The 19,965-nt window shown below is 67.2% G+C and carries 16 protein-coding genes; 8 read left to right on the top strand and 8 right to left on the bottom strand.

Features of this window, described 5'->3' with window-relative positions:
* Window positions 1–54: 54 nt before the first annotated feature.
* A complete protein-coding gene (locus AC1DNE_RS08330; protein ID WP_476841007.1) occupies window positions 55–1,857 on the bottom strand; it encodes a tetratricopeptide repeat protein in 1,803 nt (600 codons plus the stop codon).
* A 177-nt stretch (window positions 1,858–2,034) separates the two neighbouring features.
* On the opposite strand from AC1DNE_RS08330, the gene aptA reads away from it, so the two are divergent.
* Entirely contained in the window at window positions 2,035–3,375 is a 1,341-nt protein-coding gene (gene aptA / locus AC1DNE_RS08325; protein WP_441468913.1) for an omega-aminotransferase AptA, read from the top strand.
* A 123-nt stretch (window positions 3,376–3,498) separates the two neighbouring features.
* Window positions 3,499–3,789 carry a GIY-YIG nuclease family protein gene (locus AC1DNE_RS08320; RefSeq protein WP_441468914.1) on the top strand — a complete coding sequence of 97 codons (291 nt, stop codon included), beginning with the start codon at window positions 3,499–3,501 and terminating at the stop codon, window positions 3,787–3,789.
* Window positions 3,790–3,879: 90 nt separating this feature from the next.
* Here AC1DNE_RS08320 and AC1DNE_RS08315 read toward each other — a convergent pair whose 3' ends face one another.
* From AC1DNE_RS08315 to AC1DNE_RS08295, 5 genes are all read right to left on the bottom strand, one after another.
* Entirely contained in the window at window positions 3,880–4,374 is a 495-nt protein-coding gene (locus tag AC1DNE_RS08315) for a peptide deformylase (RefSeq protein ID WP_441468915.1), read from the bottom strand.
* A gap of 14 nt (window positions 4,375–4,388) precedes the next feature.
* Window positions 4,389–6,590 (bottom strand): FAD-dependent oxidoreductase, encoded by a 2,202-nt coding sequence (locus tag AC1DNE_RS08310; protein ID WP_441468916.1) that lies wholly within the window; start codon window positions 6,588–6,590, stop codon window positions 4,389–4,391.
* Window positions 6,591–6,613: 23 nt separating this feature from the next.
* Window positions 6,614–7,822: an acetyl-CoA C-acetyltransferase gene (locus tag AC1DNE_RS08305; protein ID WP_441468917.1), complete on the bottom strand. Its 1,209-nt coding sequence runs from the start codon at window positions 7,820–7,822 to the stop codon at window positions 6,614–6,616.
* Window positions 7,823–7,960: 138 nt separating this feature from the next.
* A complete protein-coding gene (locus AC1DNE_RS08300) occupies window positions 7,961–9,757 on the bottom strand; it encodes an acyl-CoA dehydrogenase C-terminal domain-containing protein (RefSeq protein WP_441468918.1) in 1,797 nt (598 codons plus the stop codon).
* A 190-nt stretch (window positions 9,758–9,947) separates the two neighbouring features.
* Window positions 9,948–10,400, bottom strand: a complete 453-nt coding sequence (locus tag AC1DNE_RS08295; protein WP_441468919.1) for a MerR family transcriptional regulator — start codon at window positions 10,398–10,400, stop codon at window positions 9,948–9,950.
* 344 nt (window positions 10,401–10,744) lie between these two features.
* Here AC1DNE_RS08295 and AC1DNE_RS08290 point away from each other — a divergent pair, with 344 nt between their 5' ends.
* The 3 genes from AC1DNE_RS08290 (at window position 10,745) to AC1DNE_RS08280 (ending at window position 15,985) form a co-directional block, all read left to right on the top strand.
* On the top strand, window positions 10,745–14,110 hold the full coding sequence (locus AC1DNE_RS08290; RefSeq protein ID WP_476767033.1) for a hypothetical protein: 3,366 nt from the start codon (window positions 10,745–10,747) through the stop codon (window positions 14,108–14,110).
* A 178-nt stretch (window positions 14,111–14,288) separates the two neighbouring features.
* Window positions 14,289–15,218, top strand: a complete 930-nt coding sequence (locus AC1DNE_RS08285; protein WP_441468921.1) for a sulfite exporter TauE/SafE family protein — start codon at window positions 14,289–14,291, stop codon at window positions 15,216–15,218.
* Window positions 15,215–15,985 carry a TIGR02186 family protein gene (locus tag AC1DNE_RS08280; protein WP_441468922.1) on the top strand — a complete coding sequence of 257 codons (771 nt, stop codon included), beginning with the start codon at window positions 15,215–15,217 and terminating at the stop codon, window positions 15,983–15,985. The genes AC1DNE_RS08285 and AC1DNE_RS08280 overlap by 4 nt, the downstream gene beginning before the upstream one ends.
* Window positions 15,986–16,000: 15 nt before the next feature.
* Here the strand turns inward: AC1DNE_RS08280 and AC1DNE_RS08275 are convergent, their stop codons facing one another.
* A complete protein-coding gene (locus AC1DNE_RS08275; RefSeq protein ID WP_476767324.1) occupies window positions 16,001–17,248 on the bottom strand; it encodes a molybdopterin molybdotransferase MoeA in 1,248 nt (415 codons plus the stop codon).
* Window positions 17,249–17,426: 178 nt separating this feature from the next.
* On the opposite strand from AC1DNE_RS08275, the gene AC1DNE_RS08270 reads away from it, so the two are divergent.
* From AC1DNE_RS08270 to AC1DNE_RS08260, 3 genes are all read left to right on the top strand, one after another.
* Window positions 17,427–17,654: a sulfurtransferase TusA family protein gene (locus tag AC1DNE_RS08270; RefSeq protein ID WP_441468924.1), complete on the top strand. Its 228-nt coding sequence runs from the start codon at window positions 17,427–17,429 to the stop codon at window positions 17,652–17,654.
* Between the two features lie 30 nt (window positions 17,655–17,684).
* Window positions 17,685–18,800: an Mrp/NBP35 family ATP-binding protein gene (locus tag AC1DNE_RS08265; protein WP_441468925.1), complete on the top strand. Its 1,116-nt coding sequence runs from the start codon at window positions 17,685–17,687 to the stop codon at window positions 18,798–18,800.
* 89 nt (window positions 18,801–18,889) lie between these two features.
* On the top strand, window positions 18,890–19,291 hold the full coding sequence (locus AC1DNE_RS08260) for an SRPBCC domain-containing protein (RefSeq protein WP_441468926.1): 402 nt from the start codon (window positions 18,890–18,892) through the stop codon (window positions 19,289–19,291).
* Between the two features lie 15 nt (window positions 19,292–19,306).
* Here the strand turns inward: AC1DNE_RS08260 and mobA are convergent, their stop codons facing one another.
* Window positions 19,307–19,921 (bottom strand): molybdenum cofactor guanylyltransferase MobA, encoded by a 615-nt coding sequence (mobA, locus tag AC1DNE_RS08255; RefSeq protein WP_441468927.1) that lies wholly within the window; start codon window positions 19,919–19,921, stop codon window positions 19,307–19,309.
* Window positions 19,922–19,965 lie beyond the last annotated feature (44 nt).

The following is a 19,965-nucleotide window of genomic DNA, read 5'->3' as shown; positions in this document are numbered from 1 at the left end:
CCATGTTCCGCAGAATGGCGCGAAGCTGAAGGCGTAGCGATGCGCGGGGCGATCTCAGGGCTTGTCGAGACCGAGCGGCGCCAGAATCTGGTTCGCCACCTCGTCGGCGAAGCCCTTCCGGGCCAGATATGCACGCGGATCCTTCTTGAAGAGCGGCGCCTTGTCCCCAAGCTGCGCGATGGCTTTCGCCTGGGTCGCCGTATCGTCATCCGACGCAGCGCTGAGTGCCTGGGCCAGGAGGCCGAAGGGGCTCGTATCGGCTCCCAGCATGGCGGCATAGGTCTCCGAAACCCGCTTGGCGCCGATCAGATAGGCCCCGAGAAAAGCATAGAAGTCATAGCGCGGCGGGCGCCCGACACTGAGCGCTGCCGCGCGCTCGAGCATCGGCAAGCCCTCTATCGACCGGCCGCGCCGAACATAGAGCGCGCCGAGATCTGCCATGATGTCCGGATCATAGGGATTGCGCGTCAGAGCCTCCCGCCCCTTCTGAAGCGCTTCCTCGGTCGATCCGCGCAGGAACAGGACTTTCATCATGGCCTGATAGGCCCGCGCACCTGATGGAGCCAGGCGAATGGCCGTCAAAGCCGCAGCGAGGGCGCGATCGAGCGGCGACTTGTCCCTTTGGGCACTCCCCTTGGGAACGAGGTCGTCCGGATTGAAGCCCGATCCGTATTCTCCGAGCGTCATGATGGCGAGATGAGCCCATGCGGGATAGAAGCTCGGGTCCTGCTCGATCAGCCTTTCAAGACAAGACCGGGCGAGGACATGGTCCTCCGGCTCCATGGTTCGACGCGCATCGAAAGCCTGCAGGATGCAACGAACCGCCGATGATGGCTGCGATTGGCGTGCGTCGGCCGGGATGATGCCGAACGGCTCCGTCAGCCTCGTCGCCAGGCTGCGCGCCATCTCGGCAAGCTCGGACTCCTGCAGGAGTTCGAGCGATGGCCGGCCGGAGGACGCGGTCCAGACGATGCGCCCGTCCCGAACGGAACGCAGGCGCCCCAGCCCCTCCACGCCGCTGTCGACAGTCTGGACGTTCATCTCGAAAACATAATCGACATCCCCGACCGCCGCGGTTCCCGGCGGCGGGGCTTTGATCGTCACGAGATCGTCGAAACGGGCCATGGCATCGACAAGCAGGTCGGAAAACCGGTGCAGGATGCCCGCCAGCTTGGGATCCGATGGCACCACTGGAATCGTGATGGCTACACGGACGAGCTGGAGAGGAGCTACGATTCCCTGCTGCGCACCCGCAGCCTGTTCGCTTCCCGTTGTCCTGGCCGAACTGAGCTCGGTCGGCGTGTCACCCGGCGCCAGGTACCACCAGCCGAGCGCGAGAAGCCCCAGCGCGAGGGCAAAAGCCGTGACCACGGACCACCGCCGCGTGGCGACGCGATCGGCGGCCTTTGCGACCGGGAGCGCCTCCACAGCTGTGAAATCATCGCGAACCGCGAGGAGCGGGGTCGGTTCCCACGTAATCTCCGCATCCGGGTCGACGACCTCGAAGACGGGAACATACCCGCCAACGGGCATCGAGATCACGACCGGGTCGCCCTGTCCCTCCCCGGCATAGTACTGTGTCAGGGCACGCCTGAGCCGCCCCGCCTCGACCCGAACGATCGGGTCGATCTGCGGGTTGAAATCGGCTGGCCGCCCAAGGCCTTCGACCGCGATGGTGTAACCCTTCAGTTCGGCCGCGCGACCCTCGATCGTGCGCTCGACGATGAAGCTCAGAAAGGCCGAAAGCTGAGGCGCGGCGCGAAAGGCATCGGAAGCGAGGACACGGGCCAACTCCGCACGAAGGATCGCCGCGGCCCGTTCGTCCAGCCGTCCAGGATCACTATCGCCTTCCGTCATCGGGGTCCGTTCGCATATGCCCCAAGCGGGGAGATTACGCCATCGGCGACCTAACGTCACCTACGACCTTCGCTCTGGCCGTCATCCGTTGGGCGCAGCCATGGCGTGCCATCATGGCGATTTACAGTCCGCTTTCGCCTGCTAGGTTCAACCAAGGTTAATCCACAGGGGCCTTCGATGACTTCCGCATCTTCCGCCATCGGCACGCCAAACGACCTCGAAGCCTACTGGATGCCGTTCACGGCCAATCGGTCGTTCAAGAAGAACCCCCGCATGGTCTCCCGCGCCGAGGGCATGTTCTATTACACGCCCGAGAACAAGCCGGTGATGGACGGCACGGCCGGTCTCTGGTGCTGCAATGCCGGCCACGCCCGCGAGCCGATCATCCAGGCGATCCAGGCGCAGGCGCGCGATCTCGACTACGCTCCCTCCTTCCAGTACGGCCATCCCAAGGTCTTCGCCGCCGCCGCGCGCATCGCGGCGCTGGCGCCGGGCGACCTCGACCACGTCTTCTTCGCCGGCTCGGGCTCGGAGGCCGCCGACTCGGCCCTCAAGATCGCCCTCGCCTACTGGAACGTCTCGGGCAAGGCGGCCAAGACCCGGCTGATCGGCCGCGAGCGCGGCTATCACGGCGTCGGCTTCGGCGGCATCTCCGTCGGCGGCATGTCGAACAACCGCAAATTCTTCGGCTCGCTGCTCACCGGCGTCGACCATCTCGCCCATACCTATGACCGCGAGAAGCAGGCCTTCAGCAAGGGCGAGCCGGAATACGGCGCGCATTTCGCCGATGATCTCGAGCGGATCGTGGCGCTGCACGACGCCTCGACCATCGCCGCCGTGATCGTCGAGCCGATGGCGGGCTCCACCGGCGCGCTGCCGCCGCCGAAGGGCTATCTCAAGCGCCTGCGCGAGATCTGCGACAAGCACGGCATCCTGCTGATCTTCGACGAGGTCATCACCGGCTTCGGCCGCCTCGGCTTCGCCTTCGCCGCCGAGCGCTACGGCGTCATTCCGGACATGATCACCTTCGCCAAGGGCGTGACCTCCGGCACGGTGCCGATGGGAGGCGTGATCGTGCGCAAGCACATCTACGATGCCTTCATGGGCGGGCCGGACAACGTCATCGAGCTGTTCCATGGCTACACCTATTCGGGCCATCCGCTGGCGGCCGCGGCGGCGCTCGCCTCGCTCGACATCTACCGTGACGAGGGCCTGTTCGAACGTGCCCGCGCCATGGAAGGCGCCTGGGCCGATGCGGTGATGAGCCTGAAGGGCGAGCCCAACGTCGTCGACATCCGCACGCTCGGCCTCGTCGGGGCGATCGATCTCGCGCCACGTGCCGAAGGCGTGGGCAAGCGCGGCTACGAGGCGATCGAGCGCGGCTTCCACGAGGAGGGGCTGATGATCCGCACCGCCGCCGACACCATCGCCTTCTCGCCGCCGCTGATCATCACCGAGTCCCAGGTCGAGGAGCTGATCGGCAAGCTGCGCCGGGTGATCCGGGCCGTGGCAGGCTGAGATCGCCCCCCGTCATTGCGAGCGTAGCGAAGCAATCCAGGGGCGGCAGGGCTCGACGCTTCACTTGGCCCTGCCAAGCCGCCGCGTTCGTCATGGTGAAGCTGCAAGCGCGGGGCGCAGAGAATGAGGGAGCCCGTCGTCTACATGATGGCGAGCGGGCGCAACGGCACGCTTTATGTCGGCGTGACCTCAAATATCAGGGAGCGTGCGTGGCAACACAGGACCGGGCTCGTTCCCGGCTTCACCAAGCGATATGGCTGCCGGTTCCTGGTCTGGTACGAGCTTCATGATCGGATGAATGAGGCAATCACGCGCGAAAAGCGGATCAAGGCCGGCTCTCGGATCAAGAAACTGGCATTGATCGAGTCGATGAATGCAGGTTGGCGTGACCTCTACGAGGATTTCGCTCCTTGAGCCGCGCTGCGGTCGGAGGCGATAGCGCCCTACCTCCCCTGGATTGCTTCGCTTTGCTCGCAATGACGGAAAGCCGCAACCCTGACGAATTCACCCCCGCCGCAGCTTGTTGTAGCGCGCGATCAGCCTGTCGCGCTTGAGGCGCGACAGGCGATCGATCCAGAAGATGCCGTCGAGTTGGTCGATCTCGTGCTGATGGCACACGGCCAGCAGGCCGCCCGCCTCCTCGATCTGCTCCGCCCCCTCCAGATCCCGGTAGCGCACCCGCACCTGGGCATGGCGCTCCAGCTCATCGGTCACGCCCGGCATCGAGACGCTGCCTTCGACATGGCGGATGGTCTCGCGCGAGACGCCGTCCAGCTCTGGATTGACATAGGTCCGGACGTCGCCCGGCGTCAGCTCGAGCACTACCAGCCTCGACAGCACACCAACATGCGGCGCCGTGATGCCGATGCCGGGCGCCGCCCGCATCGTGTCGAGCAGATCCGTAGCAAGCTCCCGCAGATCGGCATCGAAGCGCGTGACCGCCGTGGCGGCCACGCGCAGGCGCGGATCGGGAAAACTCAGGATCGGGCGGGTGGGCATGGCTGTCCGCCCGCTCAGGCCGCCTTCTTCTCCGTCGTGCCGTAAAAGCTCTCACCGGTCTTGGCCATGCGCTTCAGCAGCCGGTTCGGCTTGAAGCGTTCGCCATGGGCCTTCGCCAACTTCTCGCAAAGCTTCACGAAGGCGGCCGCGCCCATATTGTCGATGTAGGAGAGCGTGCCGCCGGAGAAGGGCGCGAAGCCGAAGCCGATGATCGAGCCGACATCGGCCTCGCGCGGATCGGTGACGACGCCTTCCTCATAGGTCCGCGCGGCTTCGAGCGCCTGCGTCACCAGCAGCCGGTGCTTCAGCTCCTCCATGTCGACGCTGTCGGGATCGAGCTGCTTGCCGACGAGATCGGCGAGGCCCGGCCAGAGCCGCTTCGGCCCGGCTTCCGGATAGTCGTAGAAGCCCTTGCGGTTCTTGCGGCCGAGACGCCCGTGCTTCTCCACCATGTCAGAGAGCAGCTTCTCCTGCGCCGGATCGACGGCAGCGTCGCCGAGCTGGGCCTTCGTCGCCTTCAGCACCTTCCAGGCGAGATCGACCGCGACCTCGTCATTGAGCGAGAGCGGGCCGACCGGCATGCCGGCCTGCTTGCCGGCAGCCTCGATCATCGCCGGCGGCACGCCTTCCATCAGCATGAGATGGCCTTCGCGGATATAGTTGCCCACGCAGCGATTGGCGTAGAAGCCACGGGTGTCGTTGACCACGATCGGCGTCTTCCTGATGGCGCGGACATAGTCCAGCGCCATGGCGAGCGCCTTCTTGCCGGTCTTCTTGGCCATGATGACCTCGACCAGCAGCATCTTCTCGACCGGCGAGAAGAAATGAATGCCGATGAAGTTCTTCGGCCGCTGGCTGTTCTCGGCGAGGCCGGTGATCGGCAGCGTCGAGGTGTTCGAGCCGAAGATGGTGCGCGGGCCGACCACGGCCTCGACCTCGGCGATCACCGCGGCCTTGACCTTCGGGTCCTCGAAGACGGCCTCGACGATCAGGTCGCAGCCCTTGAGGTCGGCAAAATCGGCGGATGCTTTGATGCGGCCGAGCAGCGCGTCGCGATCGGCAGTCTTGGCGCGGCCCTTCATGATCTGGTCGGAGACCAGCTTGTGGGAATAGGCCTTGCCCTTCTCGGCCGCCTCGATGTCCTTGTCGATCAGCACGACCTCGAGGCCCGCCTGCGCCGTGACATAGGCGATGCCGGCGCCCATGAAGCCCGCGCCGATGACGCCGACCTTCTTGAGCTTGGAGGGCGGCACGTCGGCCGGGCGGCGGGCGCCCTTGTTGAGCTCCTGCATCGAGACGAAGAGCGAGCGGATCATCGAGGCCGCCTCCTTCGTCCGGAGGATCTTGGCGAAGTAGCGGCTCTCGACCTTGAGCGCGAGGTCGATCGGGAGCTGCAGGCCTTCATAAACCGCCGAGAGGATGGCACGGGCGGCCGGGTAGTTGTCGTTGGTCTCGCGGCGATAGATCGCATTGGCCGGCGGCCAGATTTGCATGCCGGCCGGCGAGTGCACCTTGTTGGAGGGCAGCTTGAAGCCCTTCTGGTCCCAGGGCTGCGTCGCCTGCGGATTGGCCTTGAGCCAGTCCTTGGCGTTCTGGACGATGTCGGCGCGGGCTGCGACCGCGTGGACGAGGCCGGAATTGCGCGCCGGGAGCGCCTTCACCTGCTCGCCCTTGAACATCATCTGCAGAGCGTCGCCGGTCTGCATCAGGCGGGCCACGCGCTGGGTGCCACCGGCGCCTGGAAACAGACCGACCTTGATCTCGGGCAGGCCGACGCGGGTCGAGGCATCATCCGAGACGACGCGATACTGGCAGGCGAGCGAGAGCTCGAAGGCTCCGCCGAGGCAGACACCATGGATCGCGGCGGCGAAGGGTTTCCCGCAGGTCTCAAGCTTGCGGTAGAGCAGCGAGAGCTTGCGGCTCTCGTCGAAGAAGCTCTGCATCGCGACGGCCTCGCCCTTCTCCTTGGCGAGCTTCACATAGAGATCGCGCAGGCCCTGGAGCATGGTGAGGTCGGCGCCGCCGGAGAAGCTCTCCTTGCCCGAGGTGATGACGCAGCCCTTGATGGCTTCGTCGGATGCGACCTTGTCGACGATCTGGTTCAGCTCCTCCATCACCGCGGGGGTGATGACGTTCATCGAGCGGCCGGGCATGTCCCAGGTCGCAACGGCGATGCCGTCGGAGTCGGTCTCGAAGCGGAAATTGGTGAGGTTCATGATGTCTCTCCCTGCCCTTCCGCTCAGACGCGCTCGATGATGGTGGCGACGCCCATGCCGACGGCGACACAGAGCGTCACCAGAGCGGTCTGCTTGTTCGTCCGCTCCAGCTCGTCGAGCACGGTGCCGAGCACCATCGCGCCGGTCGCGCCGAGCGGATGGCCCATGGCGATGGCGCCGCCGTTGACGTTCAGGATCTCGTCGTCGATGTCGAGCGCCTGCTGATAGCGCAGCACCACCGAGGAGAAGGCCTCGTTCAGCTCGAATAGGTCGATGTCCTTCTTGGACATACCGGCCTTCTTCAGGACGAGCTGGGTGACGTCGACCGGGCCGGTCAGCATCAGTGCGAGATCGGAGCCGACCGTGGCGAAGGCCTTGATGCGGGCGCGCGGCTTCAGCCCGGCGGCCTTGCCGGCCCGCTTCGAGCCGACGAGGACCGCGGCGGCTCCGTCGACGATCCCGGAGGAATTGCCGGCATGGTGGACGTGGTTGATGAACTCGACATCGGGATGCGCGGCGGTCGCCACCGCATCGAAGCCCCCCATCTCGCCCATCTGGACGAAGGAGGCCTTGAGCGCGGCGAGCGCCTGCATGTCGGTGCCGGGGCGGATGGTCTCGTCATGGTCGAGGATGGTGAGGCCGTTGACGTCGGTGACCGGGATCACCGAATTCTTGAAGCGGCCTTCCTTCCAGGCGCGGGCGGCGCGCTGGTGCGAGCGCACGGCGAAGGCGTCGACATCGTCCCGCGAGAAGCCGTATTTCGTCGCGATCAGGTCGGCCGAGACGCCCTGCGGCATGAAATAGGTGTCGATGGCGACGCTGGGGTCGACCGCGATACCGAAGCCCGAGGCGCCCATGCCGATGCGCGACATCGACTCGACGCCGCCGCCGATCGCCATTTCCTTCTGGCCCGACATGACCTGCGCGGCGGCGAGGTTCACCGCGTCGAGGCCGGAGGCGCAGAAGCGGTTGATCTGCACGCCCGGCACTTCCTTGCCGTAGCCGGCCTTTAGCGCGACGGTGCGGGCGATGTCGGCGCCGGCCTCGCCCACCGGATCGACGCAGCCCATCACCACGTCCTCGACGAGGAGCGGATCGAGATTGTTGCGGTCCTTGATGGCACGCAGCGCCTGCGTGCCGAGCTCGATCGCCGTGACCTCGTGGAGCGAGCCGTCCGCCTTCCCCTTGCCGCGCGGCGTGCGGACGTGGTCGTAGATGAATGCGTCTGCCATTTGGTGGCCTCCCGGGGCGCCGTCGGCCGGCGCGTTCTGGTGCCGGACGTCATGGTCGGGCTTGCCCCGACCATCTCGTCATCCAGCGGGTTCTGCAAGAGATGCCCGGGTCAAGCCCGGGCATGACGGTCAAACCCGTCAGAACTGCTCAGGCGCCAGCGCCATGGTCGTGTCGGCCCCGGCGGTGATCCGCGCCAGATGCGCGGCGGTCTCCGGCAAGGTGCGCTCCATGAAGAAGCGAGCGGTGACGAGCTTGGCGCTCATACGCTCGGTCGCGCCGTTGGGGTCGGCCTTGAGCTTCTCCAGCGCCGCCTTGGCGATCTTCGCCCACATGTAACCGAGCGAGACCAGTCCGAGCAGATGCATGAAGTCGTTCGCGCCGGCGCCGGCATTGTCGGGCTTGGCGAGCGCGTTATTCATGAACCACATCGCCGCCTGCTGGAGATGGCCCAGCGAAACCTGGAGAGGGCCAAGCAAGGGCTTCAGCGCCTCGTCGTCGGCATTCTCCTTCAGGAAGCCGCCGACCTCGTTGAAGAAGGCCATGATGCCACGGCCGCCGTCGCGGCCGAGCTTGCGGCCGACGAGATCCATCGCCTGCACGCCGTTGGCGCCCTCGTAGATCATGGCGATGCGGGCATCGCGCACGAACTGCTCGACGCCGGTTTCGGCGATGTAGCCGTGGCCACCGAACATCTGCTGCGCCTTCACGGCATTGTCGAAACCGATATCGGTGAGCACGCCCTTGAGCACCGGCGTCATCAATCCGAGCTGGTCGTCGGCAGCCTGACGCTCGGCCGCATCGCCCGAGCGATGGGCGATATCGGATTGCAGCGCATTCCAGAGCACGAAGGCGCGCGCGGCCTCATTGAAGGCCTTGATCGACATCAGCGTGCGACGCACGTCGGGATGGACGATGATCGGGTCGGCCGGTCCCGCGATATTCTTGGGGCCGGTGAGCGAGCGGCCCTGCAGGCGCTCCTTGGCATAGACGACGGCGTTCTGATAGGCGACCTCGGACTGGGCGAGCCCCTGGATGGCGACGCCGAGACGGGCCTCGTTCATCATCACGAACATGGCGTTGAGGCCCTTGTTCTCGGCCCCGACCAGCCAGCCCTGCGCGCCGTCATAGTTCATGACGCAGGTCGAATTGCCGTGGATGCCCATCTTGTGCTCGATCGAGCCGCAGGAGACGCCGTTATTGGCGCCGACAGAGCCGTCCGCGCCGACCTTGTTGCGCGGCACGACGAAGAGCGAGATGCCCTTGGTGCCGGCCGGAGCCCCCTCGATGCGGGCGAGCACGAGGTGGATGATGTTCTCGGTGATGTCCTGCTCGCCGGCCGAGATGAAGATCTTGGTGCCGGAGATGGCGTAGGAGCCGTCGCCATTCGGCACGGCCTTGGTCTTGAGCAGGCCGAGATCGGTGCCGCAATGCGGCTCCGTCAGGTTCATCGTACCCGACCATTTGCCCTCGATCATCTTGGGCAGGTAGGCATGCTTCTGTTCGTCCGAGCCATGGACGTAGAGCGCGGCGATCGCGCCCATGGTCAGCCCCGGATACATGGCGAAGGCCATGTTCGCGGAGGAGGCATATTCGTTCATCACGGCGCCGAGCGTGTAGGGCAAGCCCTGCCCGCCATATTCCGGATCCATGGCAAGGCCGATCCAGCCGCCGCCGGCATAGGCCTCATAGGCTTCCTTGAAGCCCTTCGGCGTCGTGACGCTGCCATCGGAATGGCGCGTGCAGCCCTCCTGATCACCGGAGTGGTTGATCGGCTGGAGCACTTCCTCGCAAAGCTTCGCGCCCTCGCCGAGCACGGCCTCGATCACGTCCGCGCTCGCATCGGCGAAGCCCGGCAGGTTGTTGTAGCGCTCGATGTTGAAGACGTCGTTGAGCAGGAAAAGCGTATCGTCGACGGGCGCCTTGTAGACCGGCATGTGGTCCTCCCTCTCGTCGCGGGCCGCTCGCCTCTGTCGGGAGCGCCTCAATATAGTTCACATATAAACAATCTCGTTCGACTTGCAACGGGTACACCGGCATTTTGTCAGCCTGCGGACGGGCGCTGTCCATGCGACAACAAAAAACCCCGGCAAAGCCGGGGTTTCATGAAGGTCGATGCGGGAGCAATCAGGCTTTGGGCAACCGCGCCAGCGAGGCCTCGAGCTCGGTGATCGCACCCTCGATCTCGGCGCGCTGGCTGCGCAGCAGATCGAGCTGTTCTACGATCTGGTCGCGGCTGAGCTGCAGCCCGCCGACATTGGCGGCCTTGTCGCCAGCGCCCTTCTTGTCCTCGTTGGCGAGCATCGCGCGGATCTCGACCAGCGTGAAGCCAAGCTGCTTGCCCTTGAGGATCAGCGCCAGACGGGCCCGATCACGGGCCGAATAGACACGCGCCATACCCGAGCGCGTGGGCGCGATCAGGCCGCGCGACTCGTAGAAGCGAAGGGTGCGCAGTGTTACGCCGAAATCGCGGGCGAGATCGCTGATGGTGTATTCGCCGGCCTCATCAGCTTGGGTAGGCGTCGCGGAGCGGGCTTCATGACTCGAAGAACCCGCCATAGCCAGATTTTGGCGTGACATGGAGGTTTCGTTCCTTGCGGTGATCGAATCGCTGCCCGTAAGGCAGCATCGATCGGGATACCTCCTCATAGGGAAGGCGCTATCGTTGCGTCAGGTAATACGTCCCCTTGCCGGGGTAAGTTACCGTTACATCAGCGCCGCCAAAGGCTTCCCAAGCCCCATTCGGAAAAAATTAACGGTCTCGGAGCCGTTTCTTAACCCGCTGTTTACCATGCCGGCCAAATGTCGGGAACGCGCATCGGCATCGTCAACGTTGTCTTCACGACTGCCAAGGTTCGCGCGGAGGTCGGCGGCATCAGGGGGCCGCGTCCTCCGGGAGACAAGCCCCGTAGGCGAGCGAGAACATGGCCACCAGCTTGCCCTGGAGCGTCAAAGGCGTCGATCCCCGGACGCGCGACGCGGCAAAGGCAGCAGCTCGCCGCGCCGGCATGACGCTCGGCGAATGGCTCGACCACAAGATCCGCGACGAGAGCGAGGCACCCGCCCCGGCTGACGCGATGCCCGAGCAGCTCGACATCGCAGCCTTGTCGGAACGGCTGGCACGTATCTCCCAAGCCCAGACGGATACGGCCTCGCGCAGGCCCGACCCCGCCCCGTCACGTTCAGAACTCCACGCTTTCATCGGCCAGGCCGCGAACATCGAGCGCCTGACCCGCGATGCCAACAGCCGTACCGCCGGCGCGCTCGATTCCATCACGCGCTGGATCGAGAAGACCGAGGATCGCCTGTCATCGAGCGAGCGCGGCGCCGCCGAGCGGCAGGAGCGCGCGACCAACGTCATCGCCGAAGCGATCAAGACGATGGGCGAACGCATCGCCGAGATCGAGCGCCGCAGCCATGAGGCCCAGAATCGGCCGGAGCCGTCGCCGCGCCTCGCCTTCAGCCGCGACGGACTTGAGGCGGCCGTCACCAACATCCGCACACGCCAGCGCGTTCTCGACAACGAAGAGATCATTCCTTCCCCTTCGCGGGCGGCCAACGTCACGCCGGAGCGCATTTCGGCACTGCGCGAGGATCTGCGCGAGCTTGGCTCGCGGCTGTCTTCGGAGGGCCGGCGCGCTGGGCAGCGCCCTGCAGCGCCGCAGCCACGCCAGCCTGACACCAGCGCGATCGAGACCAAGATCGCTGCCCTGGCCGAGCGCCTCGACCGCTTCGACCGGCGCGACCAGTTCGAGCCGCTGCTGAAGCCGTTGACACGGATCGAGGCCGAGGTTTCCCGGCTATCGCAGGATCGGGCCGGCGACAGCTACCAGCGCTTCCAGCACGAGATCGCGCATCTGGCCGCCAAGGTCGACGCACTGGCGGCGCGCGGAAATGAAACGGCCAATCTCGACCCGGTCCTGCGCGACATCGCCGAGCTGCGGAGCCTGATCCCTTCCAGCGGACAGGATCACCGGCTCGATGATCTCGCCCAGCAGGTCGCTTCGCTGGGCTTCGAGATCGGCCGGCTGCGCGAAACCCAGCCGGACCTGCGGGAGATGCGTAATCTCTCGGCCGCGATCGAGGATGTCCGCAGCGCGGTCCTGACCAGCCGCCCGCAGGATTTCGACACCGCTCCCCTGGCCTCGCTCGCAACCCAGATCGACCTGCTGTCGCGCAAATTCGACGATGTCACCGCGCAGCGGCATGACAACCATCTCGATGACCGCATCGACGCGCTGCAGCACCGGATCGAGCTGCTCGCCGAACAGGGGCCGTCCGCCGTCACCCGCCAGATCGAAGCGCTGGCCGGCCGGATCGAGAGCCTGGCAGCATCGAGCCAGCTCAGCCGCATGGTCGGCACCGGCGAGTCCGCCGCCTCGGTCGATCTCAGCCCGATCGAACAGATGCTGCGTCATCTCGCCGACAAGATCGACGAGGCCGGCGCCCCCGGCGCAGGCGCGGAATCCTTCGAGGCGCTGGAACAGCAGATTTCGGGCATCGCCTCCCGGCTCGACGAGGCGGCGGCGACCCGCTCGGCCGAGAACGGCATCGAGCGCACGCTGCAGGATCTGGTCGTCCATCTGCGCTCGATGCGCGAGGAGACGGCGGCCGAACGCGCGGCCCTCGTCCAGGCGGCCAGCACCTCGGCGCCGGGCAAGAGCATTGCCGAGCTGTCGAGCCTCGTCACCGGCATGCGCGACACCCATGTCTCGTCGGAGCGCCTGACCCAGGACGCGCTGGGCGCAGTCCATCTGTCGCTCGAGGCGATCATGACGCGGCTCGCGGGCCTTGAATCCGAGCTGCAGGGCGAGCGCCGGAACGCGCCGCAGCGTCCGGCCGCTGCCGCCCGTAGCGAGGAGCCCGCAGTCCGTGCGCCCGCCTTCGCTGCTCGCGATCACGCCGGCCCGGCGGTCAGCGCAGCTGCTCAAGATCGCTTCGGTGCGCCCACCGCCCCGGTCCGGAGCGAAGCGGCTCCCGCGCTGCCGAACACGGCCTTCGACTTGCCGCTGGAGCCGGGGTCGGGCCGCCCGCGGCCTGAAAGCGCCGCCAACGCCGGGCAGGACGCCCAATCGGTGCGGCAGAGCCTGATCGCTGCCGCCCGGCGCTCGGCCAAGGCCGCCAGCGAAGCCGCCGCGAGCGCTCCCGCAGCAGCCTCCGAGCCCGCTGCGAAGAGCTCCGGCAAGCTCAAGGAGATCCTCGAGAAGCGCAAGCGCCCGCTGCTGCTCGGCCTCGCCGCGCTGATCCTGGCCATGGGCACGGCCCATGTCGTCACCGGCGTGGTGCGCGGCGACGGGACCAAGACCGCAAGCACCACGGCGCGTAGCCTGATCGCCCAGCCGGAAGCCCCGGCCGAGGGCGTGCAGGCCCCGGCCAAGGACCCCGGTCCGGCCAGGGACCCTGCAGCCGCCAAGGACCAGTCCTCGGCGCTCTCGCCTGCACCGCTGGCGGCGCCCGCCAGCCTGATTACGGGCCAGGCTGTGCCGGATCAGCCTGCCGCCGTGCCGCCGCCCCTCGTGGCACCGGCGCCAGCCGCGGCGCAGGCGGAAGCCTCCGCGGCCGTCGCGCCCGAGTCTGTTCAGAGCGTCACCGGGGTTGGCGATCTGCCGACCGGCTTCGGCAGCGCCGGACTGCGCAAGGCCGCCTTCGACGGCGATGCCCGCGCGGTCTACGAATTGGCAAGCAAAGCCGCCGACGGCCCGGCCGCGCAGCGCGACGCCAAGCTCGCCCTGCGCCTGTTCGAACGCGCCGCCGTCGCGGGGCTCCCACCCGCCCAGTTCCGTGTCGGCAACATGTTCGAGAAGGGTATCGGCACGCAGCGCGATCTCTCCCTCGCCCGCATCTGGTACCAGCGCGCAGCCGAGCGCGGCAACGCCAAGGCGATGCACAACCTCGCCGTGCTGCATGCCGAGGGCGTCTCCGGCAAGCCGGACTATGCCATTGCGACGGAGTGGTTCCGGCGCGCCGCCGAACTCGGCGTGCGCGACAGCCAATACAACCTCGCGGTCCTGCTCGGCCGCGGCCTCGGTGCGCCGACCGACCTCGCCCAGTCCTTCGTCTGGTTCTCGGTTGCAGCGAATCAGGGCGACGAGGACGCCGCCCGCAAGCGCGACGAGGTTGCCCAGCGCCTGAAGCCGGAAGAGCTCGCCGCCGCCAAGACGACCGCCGCGAACTGGAAGCCCAAGACGCTGGACACGATCGCCAACGAGGTCACCCCGCCGGCCAAGGGCTGGGACGCGGGCCCGACCGCGGCGGCGGCGACCAAGCCCGCCAGGCCCGCGCGCAGCTGAGTCAACCGCCGCGGCGTCATGCTTTCGACGTGTTGACGCGGCAAGGAAAACGATAGTCCTTTAAGACGGGCCGGTAACGGCCCGTCTTCCATTTCAGCAACAACTCTTAACCTGGACGGTTCAGTCTGGGACAAATCGGTGCAAGCAACGGCTATGCACCCGCCTGCGAGGGGTAGTAGTGCAGATTTACCTGCCGATCGCCGAGCTTCCGATCAGCGTGCTGATGGTGCTTGGCCTGAGCGGCGCGGTCGGTTTCATCTCCGGCCTGTTCGGCGTCGGCGGCGGCTTCCTGCTCACCCCCCTCCTGATCTTCCTCGACATCCCGCCTGCGGTGGCGGTCGCAACCGTGGCGGCGCAGGTCGCCGGCTCGTCGATGACCGGCGTGCTGACCTATTTCCGGCGCAGGGCCCTCGATCTCAAGCTTGGCGGCGTCCTGGTCAGCGGCGGCATCGTCGGCACGGTGCTCGGCGTCTTGTTCTTCAACACCATGCGCCGGCTCGGCCAGCTCGAGCTCGTCATCACGCTCTCCTATGTGACACTGTTCTCGATCATCGGCGGGCTGATGCTCTACGACGCGCTGCGCGCGATGCTGCGCGTGCGCGCCGGCAAGCCGGCACGGCTGAAGCGGCGCGGCGGCATGCATCCCTGGTGGATGGGCCTGCCCTTCCGTCAGCGCTTCTATCGCTCCGGCCTCTATTGCAGCGTGCTGCCGATCGCCCTGCTCGCCATCGTCATAGGCTTCATCGGCGCCGTTCTCGGCGTCGGCGGCGGCTTCATCCTGGTGCCGGGGCTGATCTACTTCTTCCGGATTCCACCGGCCGTGGTGGTCGGCACCTCGCTCTTCCAGATTCTGGTGACGATGACGGGCGCGACAATTCTGCACGCGGTCACCAACCAGTCGGTCGATCTCATCCTCGCCACGCTGCTGCTGGTCGGCGGCGTCATCGGCGCGCAGTTCGGCGGCCGGGCGGCGCGCAACCTCAACGTCGAATCCTTCCGGCTGCTGCTGGCGCTGCTGATCCTCTCGGTCGGCCTGCGCTTCGCCATCGAGCTCTTCATTCCGCCGACCGAACGCTTCTCTGTGGTCGTGCCGGAGAGCGCGCGATGATGCGGTTCCTCGCCTTCTTCGCCGCCCTGTGGATCGGCCTCGCCACGGGGACGGCCCGGGCCGAGACGCTGATCGCGGCGATGTCGAGCCACCAGATCCAGATCACCTCGAACTACACCGGCAGCCAGCTGACGGTCTTCGGCCTGGTCGAGCGCGACGGCCGCACGGTCGCGCGCGGCGATCCCTATGACATCATCGTCACCGTCCGCGGCCCCCGGCGCATGCTGCTGGTCCGTGAGAAGGAGCGCCTCGGTCCGATCTGGATCAACCGGTCGCAGCGCCGCTTCCCGGACAATCCGGTCTTCCTGCACGTCGCCAGCAACAGGCCGATCTCGGAGATGATGAGCCCCGAAACGGCGCGGCGCGGCCGCATCGGCCTCGCCAATGCCGAGCTGCCGCAGGGAAATTGGGTCGATCTCGACCCGAACTCCATCCGCTTCCGCGAAAGCCTGGTGCGGATCATGCAGGCCAAGGATCTCTACGGCTACGAGGAGCGCGGCGTCACCTTCCTGTCGAACAGCCTGTTCAGCGCGCCGATCGACATCGCCGCCACGGCGCCGACCGGCTCCTACAGCGTCGACATCGTGCTCTATTCCGGCGGGGTCCCTCTGGCGCGCCAGCAGACCAATTTCGAGGTGATCAAGACCGGCATCGAGCAGCGGCTCGCCTCCGCCGCCTATGACTGGTCGTTTCTGTACGGTCTCGCGACCGTGCTGCTGGCGCTCTTCCTCGGCTGGGGGGCGAGCGTGATCTTCCGGCGCGACTGAGACGCCCCGTCGAGCTCAGCCCAGCAAGCCGGCATAGGGCAGGAAGGGTACGGTGCTGCCCTCCTCCAGCTGCTCCAGTTCCTCAGCCAGTACGACGAGCCCATCCGATTGCGCGAGCGAGGCGAGCGACGCCGCCCCCTCGCCGGGATGCTTGCGCGCGATTACGGCACCATCGTCCCGCCGTTCGAGCGTAACGCGCAGGAACTCCCTGCGCCCGGCCTTTTTCCGATGATGGAAGCCGGCCTTGGCGGGGAAGACAACCGGTGCTTCGGCCGTCGCCCCGGCAAGGCGCGCCAGCAGCGGCCAAGCGACGAACACAAACCCGACGAAAACCGCGACCGGATTGCCCGGCAAGCCGATGAAGGGCGTGCCGGCCGCCTCGCCGATCGCGATCGGCTTGCCCGGCTTGATCGCGACGCGCCAGAGGTCGAGCGAACCGCAGGCCGAGAGCGCAGCCTTGACGTGATCCGCGTCCCCCACGGAGACACCGCCCGAGGTGACGATGAGGTCGCAGGCGCCGGCGGCCTCGCGCAGATGCCGCTCCAGATCAGTGGGTTCATCACGCAGAATGCCGAGATCGACGACGTCGGCGCCGCCCCGCGCCAACAGGGCACGCAGCATCGCCCGGTTGGCATCGTAGATCGCCGCCGGTTTCAGGGGGCGCCCCGGCTCGGTCAGTTCGTCGCCCGTCGAGAACAGCGCAACGCGCGGACGATGCCTGACCCGGACCCGCTCCAGCCCCAGGGCGGCGAGCAGCCCGAGATCCCGCGGCCGCAGGCGCCGGCCCGCTGGAAGAACCTCCTGACCGCGGGCGACATCCTCCCCCGCCCGGCGCAGATTGGCGCCAAGCCTCGACTGGGACGGCAGGATGACCTCGTCGCCACTCAGCGTGACATCCTCCTGCATCACCACCGTGTCGGCCCCGTCGGGCACAGGAGCGCCGGTGAAGATGCGCCAGGCACCGCGCCCGAGCGTACCGACCGGATCGCCAGCCGCCGTTCGGCCGAGGACCGGCAGGCGGGTCTCGGCACCGGGCCGGAGATCGGCGAAGCGGACGGCATAACCATCGACGGCGGAATTCGCGAAGGGCGGCAAATCAACGCGTGCGACCACGGCCTCCGCCAGCACACGCCCATCCGCCTCGACGAGCGGCAGTTCAAGCACACCCGGCACCGGCGCGACGCGGGCAGCCGCGCGGGCTCCCGCTTCGTCGAGGGAGATCAGCCCGATATCCGTCCCGGCTCCGCCCGGCCTACCCGTCACGGCACTCGTCCTTTCCGGACCTGCGCCCGCATCGCCGCCCCTGGCGCGCTTTGGTCCGCTGCACCTTCATCCTCGCCGGAACGAGGCCGGTCAAGCATGCGGCATGGCGCGCGGTTGCTCCCACCCGAGCAGCCGTCCTATGAAGCAGCGACGACAACGGCCCGGTGGGCGCGAGACCATGGACACCATTCCGCTCGATCTGCGCGGCCTGAAATGCCCTCTTCCGGTGCTGCGCGTGCGCAAGGCTCTGAGCGCGGTGCAGGCCGGCACGCTGCTCGTCGTGCAATGCACCGACCCGATGGCGGCGATCGACCTGCCCAACCTCGCACGCGAAACCGGCGACGTCATCGAGCGGCAAGGGGATGCGGACGGCGCCATCGTCTTCCATATCCGCAAGGCGGCCTGACGGCCGCGCCAGCGAACGGAGTTCAACGACGTGACCGTCTCCCAAGCCGATGTCCTGCGCGCTCTCGAACTGGTGAAATTGCCGGCGAGCGGGCAATCGCTCGCCGCCTCCGGCCGCATCGGCGATATCCTGGTCGATGGCGGCAAGGTGATCTTCGCGATCGGCATCGACCCGACCGAGGCCACCGCGATGGAGCCGGTGCGCAAGGCTGCGGAAAGCGCCGTCGGCGGCCTGCCAGGCGTGACGCAGGTGCTCGTCGGGCTGACTGCCGACAAGGCGCCGCCCTCGGCCGGCATGCAGGCCCGCCAGCAGGCGCAGCGACCCGGCCCCGGCGGCGCACCCAAGCCCAGCGGCGTGCCGGGCGTTAAGCAGATCATCGCTGTCGCCAGCGGCAAGGGCGGCGTCGGGAAATCGACCACCGCGGCCAATCTCGCCGTGGCGCTCTCGACGCTCGGCCTCAAGGTCGGCGTGCTCGATTCCGACATTTACGGCCCGTCCATGCCGAAGATCTTCGGCATCACCGGCAAGCCGCAGATCGTCTCGGGGCGGACTCTGGCGCCGATGGAGGCCTATGGGCTCAAGGTGATGTCGATCGGCTTCCTCGTCGACGAGGAGACGCCGATGATCTGGCGCGGGCCGATGGTGATCTCGGCGATCACGCAGATGCTGCGCGAGGTCGCCTGGGGCGAGCTCGACGTCCTCGTCGTCGACATGCCGCCCGGCACCGGCGATGCGCAGCTCACCATGGCGCAGCAGGTGCCGCTTGCCGGCGCCGTCATCGTCTCGACGCCGCAGGACCTCGCTTTGCTCGATGCGCGCCGCGGCGTCGCCATGTTCAGGAAGGTCGCGGTGCCGATCCTCGGCCTCGTCGAGAACATGAGCTATTTCATCTGTCCGGAATGCGGGCATCAATCCGACATCTTCGCCCATGGCGGGGCGCGGCACGAGGCTGAGCGGCTGCATATCCCCTTCCTCGGCGAGATCCCCCTGGCCATGCCGATCCGCGAAACCTCGGACGGAGGCCGGCCGATCGTCGCCAGCGATCCGCAGAGCCCGCATGCCAAGGCCTATGTCGCGCTGGCGCGGCAGGTTCAGGCCGGCCTCGGCGGAGCCTCCAGAGCAGCGCCGCGCATCGTCATCGAGTAACAAGATCGGCCCGAGACGCCCATACGCTCGCGCTTGACAGCACATTACGCATGTTCTCTTTTTGTTCTTTTGCATAAGGAGAAATGGCGATGGCTGTTCAGCGTGCCCGGCATATCGGCATTGGCATCGATCGCCCGGTGGAGCAGGTTTATGCCTTCCTGGCCGAGCCGGAGAACTTCCCGCAATGGACGGAGGGACTCGGCCACAGCTTCGTCCATGTCGAAGGCATGACCTGGCGCGCCGAAACCCCGATGGGATCGATGCGCATCCTGTTCAGCGAGCCGAACCGTCACGGCGTGCTCGACCATGCGGTGATCTCCGAACACGGCCCGGCCATGCACAATCCGATGCGTGTGGTGCCCAATGACGACGGCGCCGAGGTCGTCTTCACGCTGTTTCAGCGCGACGGCATGTCCGACGACGAGATGGCGGCCGATGCGGGCATGGTGGCGCGGGATCTCGCGGCGCTGAAGGCCTTGCTGGAACGCTGACGGCCGCCGCGATGGCTAGGCCGATAATCCGGCGAGACGCTGCGCCTCGCCTAGGTCGTTCGGCGTGTTGACGTTGAAGAAGGGATCGACAGGTTCCGCAGCCCATTCCGCGACGGCGACGCCATGCTCCTGCGTCCAACGGCTGATCTTCCGCTCGCCGGCCGCCAGTGCCTGCCGCAAATCCTGCCGCAGCGAGACCGGCCAGAGGCCGATGGCATGATGCGCCTGCCGGGCCGAGGCGGCGCAGGCCAACGGAAGCTGGGCCGCGATCCGCGCTTCATGCAGACGCTGGACGAGATCGTTCGGAATGAAGGGCGTATCGGCCGGGACGCTCAGCAGCCATGCCGTTTCCGGCCGGTGCTCGGCCAGCCAATCAAGCCCGGCGAGGATGCCGGCAAGCGGACCGGCGAAGTCCGGCACCGTATCGGCGACAACCGGCAACCCGAAGAGTGCAAAGCGCGCCGGATCGCCATTGGCGTTGAGGACAAGGCCGTCGCACTGCTCGCGAAGCCGCTCGATCACATGGGCGAGGATCGGTCTGCCGGCGAGCTGCTTGAGCGGCTTGTCGCCGCCGCCCATGCGACGGGCGAGGCCGCCCGCAAGAACGAGGCCGAGCGTTGGAGGCGGCATCGCGACCCTCATGCCAGCGAGCCGAGAAGCTGTGTCACGGCAGC

This window comes from Allobosea sp. 05L423 (assembly GCF_056397745.1).
This window is presented reverse-complemented; position numbering and strand designations above follow the sequence as displayed.

Excerpts from the sequence above, each read along its gene's own strand:
- AC1DNE_RS08330 (WP_476841007.1), bottom strand. The coding sequence starts at position 1,857 with ATGACGGAAGGCGATAGTGATCCTGGACGGCTGGACGAACGGGCCGCG.
- aptA (WP_441468913.1), top strand. The coding sequence starts at position 2,035 with ATGACTTCCGCATCTTCCGCCATCGGCACGCCAAACGACCTCGAAGCC.
- AC1DNE_RS08320 (WP_441468914.1), top strand. The coding sequence starts at position 3,499 with ATGAGGGAGCCCGTCGTCTACATGATGGCGAGCGGGCGCAACGGCACG.
- AC1DNE_RS08315 (WP_441468915.1), bottom strand. The coding sequence starts at position 4,374 with ATGCCCACCCGCCCGATCCTGAGTTTTCCCGATCCGCGCCTGCGCGTG.
- AC1DNE_RS08310 (WP_441468916.1), bottom strand. The coding sequence starts at position 6,590 with ATGAACCTCACCAATTTCCGCTTCGAGACCGACTCCGACGGCATCGCC.
- AC1DNE_RS08305 (WP_441468917.1), bottom strand. The coding sequence starts at position 7,822 with ATGGCAGACGCATTCATCTACGACCACGTCCGCACGCCGCGCGGCAAG.
- AC1DNE_RS08300 (WP_441468918.1), bottom strand. The coding sequence starts at position 9,757 with ATGCCGGTCTACAAGGCGCCCGTCGACGATACGCTTTTCCTGCTCAAC.
- AC1DNE_RS08295 (WP_441468919.1), bottom strand. The coding sequence starts at position 10,400 with ATGTCACGCCAAAATCTGGCTATGGCGGGTTCTTCGAGTCATGAAGCC.
- AC1DNE_RS08290 (WP_476767033.1), top strand. The coding sequence starts at position 10,745 with ATGGCCACCAGCTTGCCCTGGAGCGTCAAAGGCGTCGATCCCCGGACG.
- AC1DNE_RS08280 (WP_441468922.1), top strand. The coding sequence starts at position 15,215 with ATGATGCGGTTCCTCGCCTTCTTCGCCGCCCTGTGGATCGGCCTCGCC.
- AC1DNE_RS08270 (WP_441468924.1), top strand. The coding sequence starts at position 17,427 with ATGGACACCATTCCGCTCGATCTGCGCGGCCTGAAATGCCCTCTTCCG.
- AC1DNE_RS08260 (WP_441468926.1), top strand. The coding sequence starts at position 18,890 with ATGGCTGTTCAGCGTGCCCGGCATATCGGCATTGGCATCGATCGCCCG.
- mobA (WP_441468927.1), bottom strand. The coding sequence starts at position 19,921 with ATGCCGCCTCCAACGCTCGGCCTCGTTCTTGCGGGCGGCCTCGCCCGT.